The sequence below is a fragment of the Serratia sp. CoH_122_TC_1 genome, from assembly GCF_058191755.1.
Genome location: NZ_JBXWLA010000008.1, coordinates 37657 through 53073, shown reverse-complemented (window position 1 = coordinate 53073; position 15417 = coordinate 37657). Strand labels below are relative to the sequence as shown.

11 protein-coding genes are annotated in these 15417 nt (G+C 54.3%); 7 read left to right on the top strand and 4 right to left on the bottom strand.

From position 1 onward, the window contains the following. Window positions 1-133 precede the first annotated feature (133 nt). Window positions 134-2071 (top strand): DUF3857 domain-containing protein, encoded by a 1938-nt coding sequence (locus tag AC2FC2_RS11865; protein ID WP_490659274.1) that lies wholly within the window; start codon window positions 134-136, stop codon window positions 2069-2071. A 67-nt stretch (window positions 2072-2138) separates the two neighbouring features. Here the strand turns inward: AC2FC2_RS11865 and ggt are convergent, their stop codons facing one another. Together ggt and AC2FC2_RS11855 are read right to left on the bottom strand one after the other, a co-directional pair. Beyond that, window positions 2139-3812: a gamma-glutamyltransferase gene (gene ggt, locus AC2FC2_RS11860; protein ID WP_490659273.1), complete on the bottom strand. Its 1674-nt coding sequence runs from the start codon at window positions 3810-3812 to the stop codon at window positions 2139-2141. 152 nt (window positions 3813-3964) lie between these two features. Continuing rightward, complete coding sequence (locus AC2FC2_RS11855) at window positions 3965-4828, bottom strand: LysR family transcriptional regulator (RefSeq protein WP_490307493.1); 864 nt, start codon at window positions 4826-4828, stop codon at window positions 3965-3967. A gap of 148 nt (window positions 4829-4976) precedes the next feature. Between AC2FC2_RS11855 and AC2FC2_RS11850 the strand changes: the two genes are divergently transcribed. Next, entirely contained in the window at window positions 4977-6104 is a 1128-nt protein-coding gene (locus tag AC2FC2_RS11850; protein ID WP_490659272.1) for an agmatine deiminase family protein, read from the top strand. 95 nt (window positions 6105-6199) lie between these two features. Here AC2FC2_RS11850 and AC2FC2_RS11845 read toward each other — a convergent pair whose 3' ends face one another. Both AC2FC2_RS11845 and AC2FC2_RS11840 read right to left on the bottom strand, forming a co-directional pair. Beyond that, complete coding sequence (locus AC2FC2_RS11845) at window positions 6200-6403, bottom strand: hypothetical protein (RefSeq protein ID WP_209633508.1); 204 nt, start codon at window positions 6401-6403, stop codon at window positions 6200-6202. A gap of 98 nt (window positions 6404-6501) precedes the next feature. After that, window positions 6502-7200 carry a TetR/AcrR family transcriptional regulator gene (locus AC2FC2_RS11840; RefSeq protein ID WP_209633506.1) on the bottom strand — a complete coding sequence of 233 codons (699 nt, stop codon included), beginning with the start codon at window positions 7198-7200 and terminating at the stop codon, window positions 6502-6504. 43 nt (window positions 7201-7243) lie between these two features. Here AC2FC2_RS11840 and AC2FC2_RS11835 point away from each other — a divergent pair, with 43 nt between their 5' ends. From AC2FC2_RS11835 to AC2FC2_RS11815, 5 genes are all read left to right on the top strand, one after another. Next, window positions 7244-8758 carry an MDR family MFS transporter gene (locus AC2FC2_RS11835; RefSeq protein WP_490659271.1) on the top strand — a complete coding sequence of 505 codons (1515 nt, stop codon included), beginning with the start codon at window positions 7244-7246 and terminating at the stop codon, window positions 8756-8758. A gap of 146 nt (window positions 8759-8904) precedes the next feature. Then, a complete protein-coding gene (locus tag AC2FC2_RS11830) occupies window positions 8905-10059 on the top strand; it encodes an efflux RND transporter periplasmic adaptor subunit (protein WP_490659270.1) in 1155 nt (384 codons plus the stop codon). Between the two features lie 2 nt (window positions 10060-10061). Next, window positions 10062-13217 carry an efflux RND transporter permease subunit gene (locus AC2FC2_RS11825; protein WP_404759589.1) on the top strand — a complete coding sequence of 1052 codons (3156 nt, stop codon included), beginning with the start codon at window positions 10062-10064 and terminating at the stop codon, window positions 13215-13217. A gap of 1 nt (window position 13218) precedes the next feature. Further along, window positions 13219-14673, top strand: a complete 1455-nt coding sequence (locus AC2FC2_RS11820; RefSeq protein WP_490659269.1) for an efflux transporter outer membrane subunit — start codon at window positions 13219-13221, stop codon at window positions 14671-14673. Between the two features lie 184 nt (window positions 14674-14857). After that, window positions 14858-15235: a DUF1493 family protein gene (locus AC2FC2_RS11815; protein ID WP_209633498.1), complete on the top strand. Its 378-nt coding sequence runs from the start codon at window positions 14858-14860 to the stop codon at window positions 15233-15235. Window positions 15236-15417 lie beyond the last annotated feature (182 nt).

Below are 15417 nucleotides of genomic sequence, written 5' to 3'. Positions count from 1 at the left end.
GTGGGGGCATTGAGGCAATAACGCATCAGTGCGCTCCTGGGTTTGTTGCACCTGAATCATTGTCATAGTGTTGTGCTAGCGTTTTATGGATGCGGTGCTTTACGGCCGGTTACTCTTTGTCAAAGGAATGAAAATGAAAATAGCGATCCCTTCAATACTGCTACTCACCAGTTTGACGGCGGTACATCCTGTCACGTTGCTGGCCGCCGACGCGGCCTTACCCGCAGGGCAAGAGGCGGCAGTCAGCAATGACTTCAGCTTTGTTCGTTACCGCGCTGACTATCAGGTTCTTGCCAATGCCCATAGCGTGAAGACCGAAAGTTATGAAGTCCTGCTCAAAACCAAGGCTGCGGTCGAGAAATTCAGCCAGATTCGATTGGGTTACAGTGAAAAAATGGAAACGCTGGAGGTGGTTTCTGCCTATACACTGACGGCTGACGGTCAACGCCATGATGTTGCCCCCGACCGAATTTATACCCAGGAAAGCTACTCCAGCGCGTCAGCGGCCGTGTATGCCGATCGTAAAGTGAAGGTGATCGTCTTCCCCAACCTGGCACCGGGTTCTCGTATCCTCTATCAGCTGCGCCAAACCCAAAATGTGCCTTACTTCCCGGATTATTTTGGCCTGTGGGAAACCTTTAGCGTATTCGATCAATTTGATGATGCCGAGGTCAATTTGCAGGCACCGGCAGATTTGCCCATGCATATTTATACCCGGGATGTGGAAGGCAGTGATAAACCGCAGATCCGTGATGGGCAGGCTTACTGGCGTTGGCATTACCAACGACGCGTACCGCTGAAGACGCAGAATTGGGCGGCGGACCGCTGGACTTTCAGCCCAACCATTATGGCCAGTACCTACCGTGAATGGCCACAGTTGGCAAAAGCCTATCAGTTGAAGGCCAGTGAAGCGGCCAAGGTGACGCCGGCAGTGCAGGCAATGGCAGATCACATCACAGCCGGCATTGACGATCGTCGTGAACAGGCCGCGGCGATGTATCGCTGGGTGGCACAGAATATCCGTTATGTTGCTGTGTACCTGGGTAACGGCGGGCTGGAGCCTAATTCTGCACAAAGTATTCTCGACAACCATTATGGCGATTGTAAGGATCATGTGGTGCTGTTAGAGGCGTTGTTGGCGGCCAAGGGGATAGAGAGTTCGCCCGTGTTGATTGGCATGATGAAAGGGCCGATCCTGCCTGAAGTGCCGCTGCTGGGCCGCTTTAACCATGCCATCACTTACGTGCCCGAATTTGACCTGTATCTGGATTCCACCAGTCCTTGGGCGCGCTTCGGTCAACTGCCGGAGGGCGACCTGGGCGTTCCGGTGTTATTGACGCGTGACGCGACATTGGCACATACCCCGAACAATGACGCACAACGGACGGAAAGCCCACTCAACGTGGATGTGGTATTCGATAAGTCGGGCACGATGCGTGGGCAAACCGAACGAAAATTGAGTGAAGTTGATGAGATTAACCTGCGGGGTTATTTCTCGAAAATCAACCCGCATAATCGGACGCGAACCGAGGAGTCCATCATGTCTTCTTCCGGCATCGACGGACGTGGGCAGGTAGCGATGAGCGGCGATCCGCTGGATCTTAACAAGCCGTTTGGTTACAGCTTCCGTTTCAAGGCCGATGACTATGTCGATTTTGGCGTAGTGGGTGGGATGACAGTGCCCAATCCGCCGGGCGGCAAGTCTTTCCGCACACTGTATACGACCACGGCCGCGTTGACGAACGAAACGCCATTCTATTGCAATGCGCAACGCTTTGATGAAACCTATCGTCTGCAATTGCCTGCGAATGTTCCCATTATTGCTATTCCAAAGGATCAGCAATTCCGTAATACCGCGGGTAACTATCAGGTTAAATGGCAGCGAGAGGGGCAACAGGTCACCGTCAATCACACATTACAGCTGAATGCCATTCACGGTGAGGCTACCCTTTGTCAGGCGCAGGATTATCCGGCGTTCCGTGAATTATTCCAGCAGGTGCGCCGTGGTTTCCGCGGGCAGGTGGTTTACGGTGAGTTGGCGAAGGGTGCAGTGGATAAAACCGGCGGGTAATTAACCCGCAAGCTGAAACGCAATGATGGCCGACCCACGATGCGACCTGTTGGTCGGCCATGTTAGATTACTTTTCTACCACCCGTCCCATGCCGCGGCCTCGGGGATCAGAGGCCGTTTCCGGTGTGTTTCCGTTAACGCGTATTACCTGAATATCCCCCATATACCAGCCTTGATCCTCCAATTTATAGCCCATCGCGTTCAGCTGTTCGGCCACGTTGCCCGTCAGTGGGGCAAAACCGTCGTAGAAAATGGTGTCTTTCGGCAACAGTTGATGATGAACGCGCTGCGCAGCCACCGCTTTTTCTAACGGCAATTGGTAATCGTAGATATTGTTTATTACCTGGAAAATCGAGGTGAAGATGCGTGAGCCACCCGGCGTCCCAATGACCAGACTCACGTCGCCGTCACGTGTGATGATGGTTGGGCTCATGGAAGAAAGCATGCGTTTGCCTGGCTCAATGGCGTTGGCGTCACTGCCGACAACGCCGAAGGCGTTGGCCACCCCAGGCTTGGCGCTGAAATCGTCCATTTCGTCATTCAGCAGGAAGCCGGCACCTTTCACCACCACGCCGCTGCCGAAGTCCCAGTTCAGCGTGTAGGTGTTGCTGACCGCATTACCCTGAGAATCTACAATCGAAAAATGGGTGGTCTGATGGGGTTCAAGCCCTGGGCGCACCTTCTCGGTCGGGGAGATCGCGACGGGATTGATCTCCGCCGCCCGTTTTTGCAGGTAGCCCGGGGCGACCAACTTGTCGACGGGCACATGCGTGAAGTCGGGATCGCCGAGATAGTCTGCGCGATCGGCAAAGACACGCTTCTCAATTTCCGACAGCAGGTGAATGTAACGTGCGGAATTCAGCGCGACACCTTTGAAATCAGCGGCACGGTCCTCTTTTATCCCCAATAATTGTGCCAGCGCGATCCCCCCGGAACTGGGGAGCGGAGCGGTATAGATGATGTTACCACGCCAGGCGATTTGCATCGGATCGCGCCATTTCACCCGGTAGTCCGTCAGGTCAGACTGTGTAATAAGGCCGCCATCACGCTGCATCTGCGCCACCAGCAGTTTGGCTGTTTCACCTTGATAGAAGTCTTCAGCCCCTTTATTGGCGATGCGCTCCAGCGTTTTGGCCAGCTCAGGTTGTTTAAACACGACACCGGGCTTCATGTTGCCAAAGTAATCACCAAAGTTGGTTTGACCGGCAAACAGCTTATTGGCGTCTTCACGGTACTGATATTGCTGTTCGGCCACCTTAAACCCTTGCTGCGCGTAGCCGATAGCAGGGGTCAGTAACTCTGCCCACGGCAGTTTGCCAAAGCGTTTATGTGCCTCCCACAGGCCTAACACCGTGCCGGGCACCCCGGCTGCCTTGGTGCCCACCAGGCTAAGGTTTTCAATGACGTCACCGTTTTTATTCAGGTACATGGTCTTGGTTGCCGCTTTTGGCGCAATTTCCCGGTAATCGAGGAAATAGGGTTTACCGTCGACGTACAGCGTCATAAAGCCGCCGCCGCCAATATTACCGGCTTCAGGGTAAGTCACTGCGAGAGTAAAGGCGGTGGCTACTGCAGCATCTACGGCATTGCCACCCGCCTGCAAAATTTGTGCAGCCACTTTTGCACCGTATTGATCCGGTGCTGCCACGGCACCGGCGCTCAGATTCGCGGCCAATACCCCGGGGCTGAAGGTGGCAAGCGCCACGCTAAGTGCTAATGTTTTCAAGATGACAGAATGCATAGCGGTTCCTTTTCGAATTGAACGATGACAGGTGAATTCAATCTCAACAATCACTTAGCGCCATTGTGTTTGCGTGTTTGGGCGCTTGATTGAAAGTAGCACTGCACAAACTGGCGTGCTGTATTCACCGTCTGGAACCGTGAGCTAAAACGTTAAACTGCGGAAGGCAATTGGGTTAGCAGCCACTCACAAAAATGTTGGGTAAACGGGTTGTTTTCACTGTCGCGGTGAATAAGCCATGCCCAATTGGGGCCGCGCACCTTTTGCTCCGTCAACGGCATCAGCAGCCCTCTGTCGTGCGCGTGCTGTGCCAGGAGTTGGCTGACCAACGCGACGCCAAGGCCGTCGCAGGCGGCATCCAGCAACAGCCCTGGGTCTGAGAAATTCAGCCCATGGCTGCTTTGCCCGATGTTGACGCCGCCCTGAATGGCCCAATGGCTCCAGTCCATTTCGCGTTCGCCGTGCAAAGTGGTGCGCTCTGCGGCTACGACGTTCAGCACGTCAGGGTGGCATGCCGGATAGAGCCGATCCTGAAGCAATATTTTGAAGCTGCATTCCGCCTGGGCACTGAGATCGTCGCGGATCGCCAGATCGACGGTTTCTGTCGCCATATCCGGCGGGTCAAAGGTCGTAAATAGCCAGAGATCGATATCGGGATGCAGGCGATTGAAACTCTTCAGGTGCGGTACCAACCAGTGGCGGGCAAACGCCGGGGTTGTGTTGACGATCAGCTGATTGGGTTTACGGTACTGATCCAAACGACGGATACCGATGGCCAGTTGCTGAAGCATCACCTGCGCGGTGCTATAGAGATCGTGACCGGCGTCGGTAAGGCTGACGCTGCGGCCGCTGCGAAAGAACAGAGGTTGTTCAAGAAAGGCCTCCAGGCTGCGTATCTGTTGGCTGATAGCAGACTGGGTGAGGTGCAGTTCATCTGCGGCCTGGTGGAAGCTGCCTAGCCGGGCGGCGGCTTCAAACCCGCGTAGTGCGTTCATGGGGGGCCAGTGTTTTAACATTATCGATAAGCCTATCTAATCAGGTGTCTGCTAAATGTATCGTTTGTTCCGGCCGTATTGGAAGCCTTAACATGTACTACATCGAAATCACGCCGTTTTCAACTGAACAGAATATCTTATTTTAATGACGGCAATACAGGAGCAAACCATGTCAACGCGTCGCGAATTTATTAAGCAGGCATCCCTGATTGCCGGCATGAGCCTAACGGCCTCTATGGGGCTGTCGCTACCCGCCCATGCTGCGCAGGCTATACCTGGAGAGGGCTGGCGTATGCCTGATGAAGGAGAGGTGCAGCAGCGCGCGTTTATCTCCTTCGGTGCGCAGCGGGCAATTTGGGCCGACTACACGTCGGGCGTACAGGATGCTTTAGGGCGAGTTGCCTGTGCCATCGCGCAATATCAGCCGTTAACGGTATTTTGCCGGGAGAAAGAACGGCAACTGGCAGAAGAGAAATGCGGTACCCACAATGTGACCTTCATTATCACTGAGCTTGATGATATTTGGATGCGCGACATTGGCGCCAACTTTGTGGTTAACAATCAAGGCAAGCTGGGGGCCGTGGACTTTAACTTTAACGGTTGGGGCAACAAACAGCAGCATACTTATGATTCGCGCCTGGCGGCGTTTGAAGCGAAACATTACGGCGTCGCCAATATACGGCGTAGCGGACTGGTGGGAGAAGGCGGCGGCATTGAGGTGGATGGCCATGGCACCGGGATCATGACCGAAAGCAGTTGGGTCAATGCTAACCGCAACCCTGGCTGGAGCCGTGACCGGGTTGAGCAAGAGTTAAAAGAGATGCTCGGCCTGCGCAAAATTATCTGGCTGCCGGGAATTAAAGGTAAGGATATTACGGATGCCCACGTCGATTTTTATGCCCGCTTTGCCAGCCCAGGGGTGGTGGTGGCTAATTTAGATACCGATCCTGACTCTTACGATCACAAGGTGACGCAGGCCCATTTGGCTATCCTCAAACAAGCAACCGATGCCGATGGTCGCAAGTTAAAGGTGCATACGATGTCGCCCCCGATGGATCCACGCCGCAGCCGTTTCAGCAAGGGCAATCCGGATTTTGCTGCGGGATATATCAATTATTTTGTGATCAACGGTGCGGTTATCGCCCCGGAGTTTGGCGACGCTGAGGCGGATGCCGCCGCGTTGAATTTGTTAACAGAGCTTTACCCCGATCGTGACGTGGTGCAGCTGAATATTGACGCCATTGCCGCTGGCGGTGGGGGGATTCACTGCGTGACCAACCAACTGCCGGCAGTGTAAACGGCACATCGTCAAGCAGGGTCATTTTTGGCCCTGCGGTTATTATGCCGATGGTGCGTAAACGTATTTTTCACGCCTGTTAGCCAAAGGGTAACTTATTGATAATCCTTTAGCTTCAGAACATACTTTTTCCAGAAGTGGCTTGAAAGGAATGCGTAAAGCAGGGTGACAATGATTGAAGCAAGGCAGGCTTTAGCCAGGGAAAGGGGGAAATCAAACTCGCCAATATGCGTTATCAAATAAATGGCAAAAGCGACAGCAGCGACCAGTGCCAATCTCTTACGCCTTTCCTGTGTCATCGTTAATCCCTTCAATCTTAAAGCGGTGATGTGACACTCTCTCATCTGTAGGCTTTACCGCACAATCATTAATTCCAGTTTTTCAAGCGTGCTCATCTTTAGCGCTGTGGCCCCAGCCCTTGAGTCAGCAGCGTAATGGCGTGACGGGCGATAACATCGGCGTTCAACGGATTATCATCGTCATTACGGTGCCATTTTGGCGCGGTGGCTAAGGGCAACAGCGTCATGCCAAACAGGGTAATAAACATCAGCGACGGCTCCAGGCCTGCATTGAGCTTGCCCTCTGCTTGCCAGCGAATGATCGATTGCAGCGCTGTTTTGCGTTGCGTATCCCCAAATCGCTCGTTCATGCGTTGTTTCAAAATGCCGTTGTCACTCATCACTTCACGTAACCACAGTGGCGCAAACCATGGGTGATCGGTCGAGATGTCGATAAATCGCTGTGCCAGTTGGGTGAAGGCGGCCACGGGATCGTCTGTATTGGCGTCAAACACGCTGCCGGCAGCAAGCCTAACCGGCAGAAAACGCTCGTCTATCAGCACATCCAGCAACTGTTCGCGGTTGTGAAAATAGTAGTGCAGCATGGCAGGGGTTACGCCGGCCTCACGGGCAATGGCATTCAGCGACGTATCGGCAATGCCTTGACGGGCAAACATATTCAGCGCGGTGTCGAGTAAATGCTCGCGTTTTTCTGCGCCATTAGCACTGCCGCTAGGGCGACCGGGGCGCCGTGGTTTTTGAACGTTTTGTGCTGTCATCGCGGTGAGATCCATTGACCGGAGAAAAGAATAGTTCATATATTAATTACTCAATTAATTAATTACAAGCGGGCTCACTTACATGGGTACGGATAACGTAGCAGGCAACGAAGAAAACGGCAGGGTGCATGAACAGGCCCCCTCGATCCGTTTGTTGTTCTCAGCACTGCTGCTGGTCATGTTACTGGCGGCGCTCGATCAGACGATTGTGTCTACTGCGTTGCCGACTATCGTCGGCGAATTCGGTGGTCTGGAGAACCTGTCGTGGGTGGTGACCGCCTATCTGCTGGCGTCGACCATTGTGGTGCCACTGTATGGCAAGTTCGGCGATCTGTTCGGACGCAAGATCGTGTTACAGATAGCCATTGTGGTCTTCTTGCTCGGTTCCGTGCTGTGCGGGTTAGCGCAGAATATGACGGAGCTTATCCTGATGCGTGCGTTGCAAGGGCTGGGTGGGGGTGGTTTGTTGGTCGTGACCATGGCCGTGGTGGGTGATGTGATCCCACCGGCCGATCGTGGGCGCTATCAAGGGTTATTTGGTGGGGTCTTTGGTTTGGCGACGGTGGTTGGGCCGCTGATCGGTGGGGTGTTGGTGCAACATTTCTCTTGGCGTTGGATTTTCTATATCAACCTGCCACTGGGGATCTTCGCACTGTTAGTGATTGGTGCGGTGTTCCAATCCAAGGTTAACCGGGTCAAACATGAGATTGATTTCCTGGGCGCCAGTTATCTCGCGGCAGCGTTGACCTGTATCATCCTGTTTACCAGCCAGGGTGGCACGGTAATGGCCTGGTCTGACGGCCAATTGTGGTGCATTTTGGCGTTTGGTCTGGTGTCGATAGGCGGATTTATCTACGAAGAGCGGCTGGCGAGCGAACCGATCATTCCGTTAGGGCTGTTCCGTAATCGCACCTTTATGTTGTGTGCATTGATAGGCTTTATCGTCGGTATGTCGCTATTTGGGTCGGTGACCTTCCTGCCGTTGTATCTGCAGGTGGTGAAGGATTCCACACCGACCCAGGCGGGGATGCAATTACTGCCGCTCATGGGGGGGATTATGATCAGCTCCATCATCAGCGGACGGTTGATCAGCAAACACGGCAAATACCGCATCTTTCCGATCATCGGCACGCTGTGTGCGTTGGCGGGGATGATACTGCTGGGTACGTTGAAAAACTCGACCCCGGTGCATTTGCTGTATCTCTACATCAGCCTGTTGGGGTTAGGCTTGGGTATGGTGATGCAGGTGATGATCCTCGCGGCACAAAACAGCGTAGAGCCGAAACATATGGGGGTCGCCACGTCCAGTGCTACGCTATTCCGTTCCATCGGGGGGTCTATTGGCGTCGCCGTATTTGGCGCGATTTTTACCAACGTGCTGCACAGCCGTCTGGCCGCTTTGCTGCCTGAAGGCACTGAGTTGCCACGTTCACTGGGGGCAAGTGCCGTGCATCATCTGCCCGCGGCGCTGCAACAGGACTACCTGCAGGCATTCGGTGGTGCGATTCACTCGGTGTACCAAATTGCCGCCGTGGTGATGGCACTGGCATTTGCGTTAACCTGGTTGCTGAAAGATATCCCGCTTCGAAAGAAATAGTTCGCTTGCCAGTGCGTAGCAGGTGCGCACCGGCTCTCTTCATGCTCTGCGATGCAATTTTACTGAATCCTTACGTAACCCTGTCAGACTAAAAACGTCGCTTTCTATATATTGAGAATAAACGTTCTCAATAGGATAGAAAGTCGATGCAAAGGAAAAAGGTTTTTCTTGTCAGCCTGTCGTTGTTACTGGCCGCTTGTGATGGCCAAAGTGGCAGCGCCCCCACAGGCGCCCGTGGCGTACAGGAGGTGGGGGTGGCGACACTGCATGGCCAATCTGTAACGCTGAGCAGCGATCTGACCGGTCGAGTGAACGCCACCATGACGTCGGACGTCCGTCCTCAGGTGGAAGGCATTATCCAGCGTCGCCTCTTTACCGAAGGCGCAGAAGTCAACGCCGGCCAGGTGCTGTATCAAATCGACCCTGCAACCTATCAGGCCAGTTATGATCAAGCGGCCGCACAGGTGAAAAGTGCTCAAGCCACGGTGAACGCCAGTCGCCTGAAAGCACAACGCTATGCTGTTTTGGTCAAAGAGAACGGTGTGTCCAAGCAAGACGCAGATGATGCAATGGCGTCCTACCTGGAGGCCGTTGCCGCGGTGGCACAGTACAAGGCGACGCTGGAAACGGCCAAAATCAATCTTGCCTATACGCAGGTACGCGCGCCTATCTCCGGCCGTATTGGTATTTCGTCGGTGACACCCGGTGCGCTGGTGACTGCCAGCCAAACGGATGCGCTGGCAACCATTCGTGCGCTCGATCCTGTCTATGTCGATCTCACACAGTCCAGCACTCAACTGCTGAAATTACGCAAACAGCAGGCTTCGTTACAACGTGACGATGTCACGCCGGTAACCCTCAATCTCGAAGACGGTACGCCTTATTCTCATGCAGGCAAGCTCGAACTGACAGAAGTGTCGGTAGATGAGTCTACGGGCTCTGTCACGCTGCGTGCCGTGTTCCCCAATCCAGAACACGAATTATTACCCGGCATGTATGTTCACGCCAAAGTCGATAACGGTGTTGATCCCAAGGGGATCCTGGCGCCACAGCAGGGTATAACCCGCAACGCTAAGGGTGAGGCGACTGCGCTGGTGGTTAACGCCCAAAACAAGGTTGAGCAGCGCACCGTCACCACCGAGCGCGTTATTGGCAGCAGTTGGCTGGTCAGTCAGGGGCTTAATGAGGGGGACCGGTTAATCGTCGAGGGCACGAACAAGGTGGCTGTCGGCACGGAGGTCAAGGCGGTTGAGGTGCAAAAACCGGCGGGTACCGCTGTGGCTAACGGCGGGGATCAGTAACCATGGCGCAATTCTTTATTCGCAGGCCCGTGTTTGCCTGGGTGATTGCGATCATCATCATGTTGTGCGGACTGATGTCGATCAACTCGCTGCCCATTTCGCAATACCCTGACGTGTCACCACCGCAGATTTCCATTTCCGCTACGTATCCGGGCGCAGATGCGGAAACCCTGGAAAACAGCGTTACCCAGGTGATTGAACAGCAGCTAACCGGCCTGGATGGGCTGCTGTATTTTTCGGCGACCAGCAGTTCCGACGGTTCAGTGAGCATTAACGTCACCTTCGATCAAGGCACTGACCCCGATATCGCTCAGGTTCAGGTGCAGAACAAGGTACAACAGGCGGAAAGCCGCTTGCCGGCCGAGGTCACCGCCCAAGGGGTGACGGTGAAGAAATCCCAGAGCAGCTTTTTGCTGATCGTCGGCCTGTATGACGAGACGGACAAGGCCAGCATGGCGGATATTTCTGACTATCTGGTGAGTAACATTCAGGATCCCTTGTCACGTATCGACGGCGTCGGCGACGTGCAGGTGTTCGGTTCAGAATACGCGATGCGCATTTGGCTAAACCCAACCAAGCTGGCGTCCTATTCACTGATGCCATCCGATGTAGAAACGGCTATTGAAGCGCAAAACACCCAGGTTTCCGCCGGTAAGATCGGCGATTTACCCTCGGGTGCCGATCAGCAACTGACCGCCACCGTGAAGGCGCAATCACGCCTGCAAACGCCGGAGCAGTTCCGCAATATCATCTTGAAAAGTGACAGCAGCGGGGCGCTGGTGCGTCTGGGCGACGTAGCGCGGGTTGAGCTGGGTAACGAGGATTACTCTTCCAGCGCTCGGTTGAATGGCCACCCGGCATCCGGCATTGCGGTTAAATTGGCTGCCGGGGCCAACGCGCTTAACACCGCCAAATTGGTGAAGGCAAAGGTGGCGGAATACCAAACGTCCATGCCGAATGGCTACAGGGTCGCCTATCCGAAAGACAGCACCGACTTTATCAACATTTCGATCGAAGAAGTGGTGAAAACGCTGTTCGAGGCGGTGGTGCTGGTCGTGATCGTGATGTTTGTATTCTTGCAGAATTTACGCACTACGCTGATCCCCACCATTACCGTGCCAGTGGTATTGCTGGGGACCTTTGGTGTGCTCGCCGCTTTCGGGTATTCGATCAACACGCTGACGCTGTTTGGCATGGTGTTGGCGATCGGCCTGTTGGTCGATGACGCCATCGTGGTGGTGGAGAACGTCGAACGTGTGATGCGGGAAGAAAAACTGCCGCCGCGTGAGGCGACGGAAAAATCGATGTCGGAAATCACTGGCGCACTGGTGGGTATTGCCATGGTGCTGTCAGCGGTATTCCTGCCGATGGCGTTCTTTGGTGGTTCGACCGGGGTGATCTATCGCCAGTTCTCCGTCACCATTGTGGCTTCTATGGTGCTGTCGGTGATCCTGGCATTGACGCTGGCACCGGCCCTCTGTGCAACCTTGCTGAAACCCACCCATGAGGATTTGACCAACAAAGGCCTGCTTGGCAAGTTCAACCGCGGCTATAACCGTCTGCAAGCGAAGTACGCCGACAAGGTGGGCCGGGTGATCCACAGCCCAATGCGGTATCTGCTGCTGTACGGCCTGCTGTTGATTGCCGCCGCAGTGATGTATATGCGATTGCCGACCGGCTTTTTGCCCAACGAAGATCAGGGCGTGGTGATGGTGCAGTATACCTTGCCGGCTGGGGCAACAAATGCCCGTACATCCGCGGTCAGCGACGTGGTGAAGGATTATTTCCTGAACGATGAGAAGGCCAATGTCAGTACTATTTTCACCATTAATGGTTTTGGGTTCAGCGGCAGCGGGCAAAATGCCGGTATGGCTTTTGTCAGCCTGAAAGACTGGAGCCAACGCACCGGCGCTGCGAATACCGCCGACGCGATAGCCAAACGTGCAATGGCGCACTTCGCCACGATTCGCGACGCTCAGGTCTTCTCAATGAGTCCACCGGCAATTGACGGCTTTGGGCAGTCTGACGGCTTTACCTTCGAGTTGCAGGCTAAAGGGGCAACTACCCGCGCAGAATTGCAGGGGATGCGCGATCAGATCATCGCCGCCGCGGGGAAAAACCCAAACCTGAGCGCCGTGCGTGCCAATACGTTGCCGGATACGCCGCAATTGCAGGTGGAGATCGACAATGACAAATTGCAGGCGTTGGGCCTTAGCGCCAGCGACGTGAGCAGTACCCTGACCAGCGCGTTCGGCAGCACCTACGTCAACGACTTTATCGATCGCAACCGGGTGAAAAAAGTCTATATGCAAGGGGATGTGGAATACCGCGCCAAACCGGAAGACCTCGATAAATGGTTTGTGCGCGGGACATCCAGTACAAGTACCACCAGCATGACACCGTTTTCGGCCTTTGCCGCCTCCCATTGGATCTACGGACCGGAAAACTTATCACGCTACAACGGCCTGTCGTCCTTTGAAATTACCGGTGAGGGCGCACCGGGCGTCAGTTCTGGCACGGCGATGGATGAAATGGAAGCGCTGGCCGCGAAATTCTCCTCTGCCAGCAGTTTCTCGTGGAGCGGCCTTTCTTACCAGGAACGCCTGACCAGTGGGCAAGCGGCATCGCTGTATGCCATCTCGCTGGTTGTTGTGTTTCTGTGCCTCGCTGCGCTGTATGAGAGTTGGTCCATTCCGTTTGCTGTGATGATGGTGGTACCGATGGGCGTGGTTGGCTCGCTGTTGGCGATCACGCTGCGCGGTCTGGAAAATGACATTTACTTCCAGGTGGCGCTGTTGACCATTATCGGTTTGTCGGCCAAGAACGCGATCCTGATCGTTGAATTTGCCGAAGAGAAATACCAACGGGGTGAAACCTTAATCGCCGCAGCGATAGAAGCCTCCCGCATGCGTTTGCGCCCCATCCTGATGACCTCCCTGGCATTTACCGCCGGTGTCTTGCCGTTGGCGGTTTCCAGCGGTGCAGGGGCCAACAGCCGGATCGCCATTGGCACGGGGATCATTGGCGGCACCCTCACGGCGACGTTGCTGGCTATCTTCTTCGTTCCTTTGTTCTACGTATTGGTGCGACGGATGTTTTCACGCAAAACGACCCACGCCACACCAGTAAAAAATAGTGCGCCACAGGCAGGAGAATAATGTGCTGCAACGTTTAATCATTCTGACACTTCCGCTGTTCCTGGCGGGGTGTCTCTCGCTGGATCCTGACTACCAGCGCCCGCAAGCGCCGGTCCCGGCCAATTTACCGCAGGGGGCGGCTTATACAGCGCCTTCCGGTAAATTGTCATTGAGCTACACGGATATCCCTTGGCGTGACTATGTGGTCGATGCCAAGTTACGGCAGGTGGTGGCGATGGGGCTGAGCAGCAGCCGCGACCTGCGTGAAGCCATTGCCAATATCGAATCGGCGCGGGCGCTGTACGGCGAACAACGTTCCGATTTGTTCCCAACCGTTAATGCCGGTGTGGACGGCAGCCGTGGTCGTGCGCTGACCGGCAACGGTAATGCGACAGCGATAAGCCAGAGCTATGAAGCGACGGCAGGCACCAGTGCATTTGAACTGGATTTATTCGGCAAAAATCGCAGCCTGTCACGTTCCACCTTTGAAACCTATCTGGCGGAGTCAGAAGCCGCGAAAAGTACCCGGCTGACGTTGATCGCCGATATTGTCACTGACTGGGTGAATGTTGCGGCTGCGCGCAGTAACCTCACCGTCGCTAAGAGCACCATGGAAAGCGCCAGCGCATCCTTGGCGGTGACGCGCAAAAACCAACAAAACGGCATTCTGTCGATGGTCGACGTCGCTTCGGCGGACACGGTGTATCAGCAGGCACGATCGGACGTGGCCAGTTACACCACCAGTGCCGCCCAGGCAAAAAATGCCCTGGACCTGGTCGTGGGGCAAAGCGTGCCAGAAAACCTGCTGCCAACGGGGATTGAAGCGCTGTCAAACATCATGAAAGAGGTACCGGCCAGTGTGTCATCGCAGGTGTTGCTGAACCGGCCTGACGTATTGGAGGCCGAGCATAATCTGAAGGCTGCGAATGCCAATATCGGCTCTGCCCGCGCGGCGTTCTTCCCGTCGATCAGCTTGACCGCCAGCGGTGGCGTGGGCAGCGGGGAGTTGTCATCACTGTTTAGTAAGGGCGTCGGCGTTTGGTCCTTTGCGCCGAGCATCAGTTTGCCGATCTTCACCGGGGGCTATAACACGGCGCAGTTGAACTACACCAAAGCGCAGAAAGACCTGTATGTCGCTACCTATGAAAAAGCGGTACAGACGGCCTTCCAGGAAACGGCCGATGCGTTAGCACGTAAAGGGACTATTCAGGAACAGTTGGCGGCGCAAACGGGCTATGTGGCGGCGTCGCAAGAGTATTACCGCCTTGCGGAGCTGCGTTATCGACATGGTGTGGATACGTATCTCACGATGCTGGATGCGCAACGGACATTGTATACCGCCCGTCAGTCGTTGATTACAGCACGGCAAACCGAGTACCAGAACCTGATTACGCTGTATAAGGTGTTGGGGGGCGGTATTACGGCAGAGAAACACAGTGACGCTGTCATTGCCAATAATGCCTCGCTAACCCAATAAACTTTGTCGACAGCAGTAACGCTATTACGCAGGGTGGAGTGACGCCGCTCTGCGTATTTTTATACCCATTCTGTGGTGAAAGTGTAAAGAAAAGGAAAATAACCTCGTTGAAAAGAACTCGTCACAATCAACAGAGTCTGAATGGTATTGCATCATTCGCGCAGCCAAATACATTGAGGTTGAAATGGAAAGTGATATTCAGCAACAGGTGATCTCGGTAATTGAGCGGTATAATCCATCCGGCCTCCTTAAAAGGGGGGTAGCCATTACTCTGAATACGGAAATAAACAAAGAGCTAAACCTGTCGTTACCGGTATCGGAGACCTTGATGCGCGGCTACTTCGACGCTTTTCTCATCGACAGCAGCAATTACAGCCATGAGTTATATTTCAGGCCAGCATCAAAATCAGCCCTGTTATTTTCTTCATCAACGCGTCGCAGTCATCACTGGGATCTTGAAATAGAACGGATCCGGCCGTTGTATGTTTATATGCTGGTGCGATCGGCCCGGGCCAAGCGCTGGCTTTATGATATCCATTTTCTGATTGAGCAATTAAAGTAATGTGGCGCTGAAGTAAGTATAAAAAGAGTAAGAACATGAATGTTCATTTAATAATGATAATTCTGATGACATTAAAAGGCCCACATTCGGCACGCTACCGAACGTGGGCCCATGAACCGCGTCATGCAAACTGTCCAACATAACGGGGTTGAGGGAATTAACATGAGACCCGAAACCCATGG

What these genes read in the sequence shown, in the direction of transcription:
- AC2FC2_RS11865 (WP_490659274.1), top strand. Translation starts at nt 134, where the DNA reads ATGAAAATAGCGATCCCTTCAATACTGCTACTCACCAGTTTGACGGCG.
- ggt (WP_490659273.1), bottom strand. Translation starts at nt 3,812, where the DNA reads ATGCATTCTGTCATCTTGAAAACATTAGCACTTAGCGTGGCGCTTGCC.
- AC2FC2_RS11855 (WP_490307493.1), bottom strand. Translation starts at nt 4,828, where the DNA reads ATGTTAAAACACTGGCCCCCCATGAACGCACTACGCGGGTTTGAAGCC.
- AC2FC2_RS11850 (WP_490659272.1), top strand. Translation starts at nt 4,977, where the DNA reads ATGTCAACGCGTCGCGAATTTATTAAGCAGGCATCCCTGATTGCCGGC.
- AC2FC2_RS11845 (WP_209633508.1), bottom strand. Translation starts at nt 6,403, where the DNA reads ATGACACAGGAAAGGCGTAAGAGATTGGCACTGGTCGCTGCTGTCGCT.
- AC2FC2_RS11840 (WP_209633506.1), bottom strand. Translation starts at nt 7,200, where the DNA reads ATGAACTATTCTTTTCTCCGGTCAATGGATCTCACCGCGATGACAGCA.
- AC2FC2_RS11835 (WP_490659271.1), top strand. Translation starts at nt 7,244, where the DNA reads ATGGGTACGGATAACGTAGCAGGCAACGAAGAAAACGGCAGGGTGCAT.
- AC2FC2_RS11830 (WP_490659270.1), top strand. Translation starts at nt 8,905, where the DNA reads ATGCAAAGGAAAAAGGTTTTTCTTGTCAGCCTGTCGTTGTTACTGGCC.
- AC2FC2_RS11825 (WP_404759589.1), top strand. Translation starts at nt 10,062, where the DNA reads ATGGCGCAATTCTTTATTCGCAGGCCCGTGTTTGCCTGGGTGATTGCG.
- AC2FC2_RS11815 (WP_209633498.1), top strand. Translation starts at nt 14,858, where the DNA reads ATGGAAAGTGATATTCAGCAACAGGTGATCTCGGTAATTGAGCGGTAT.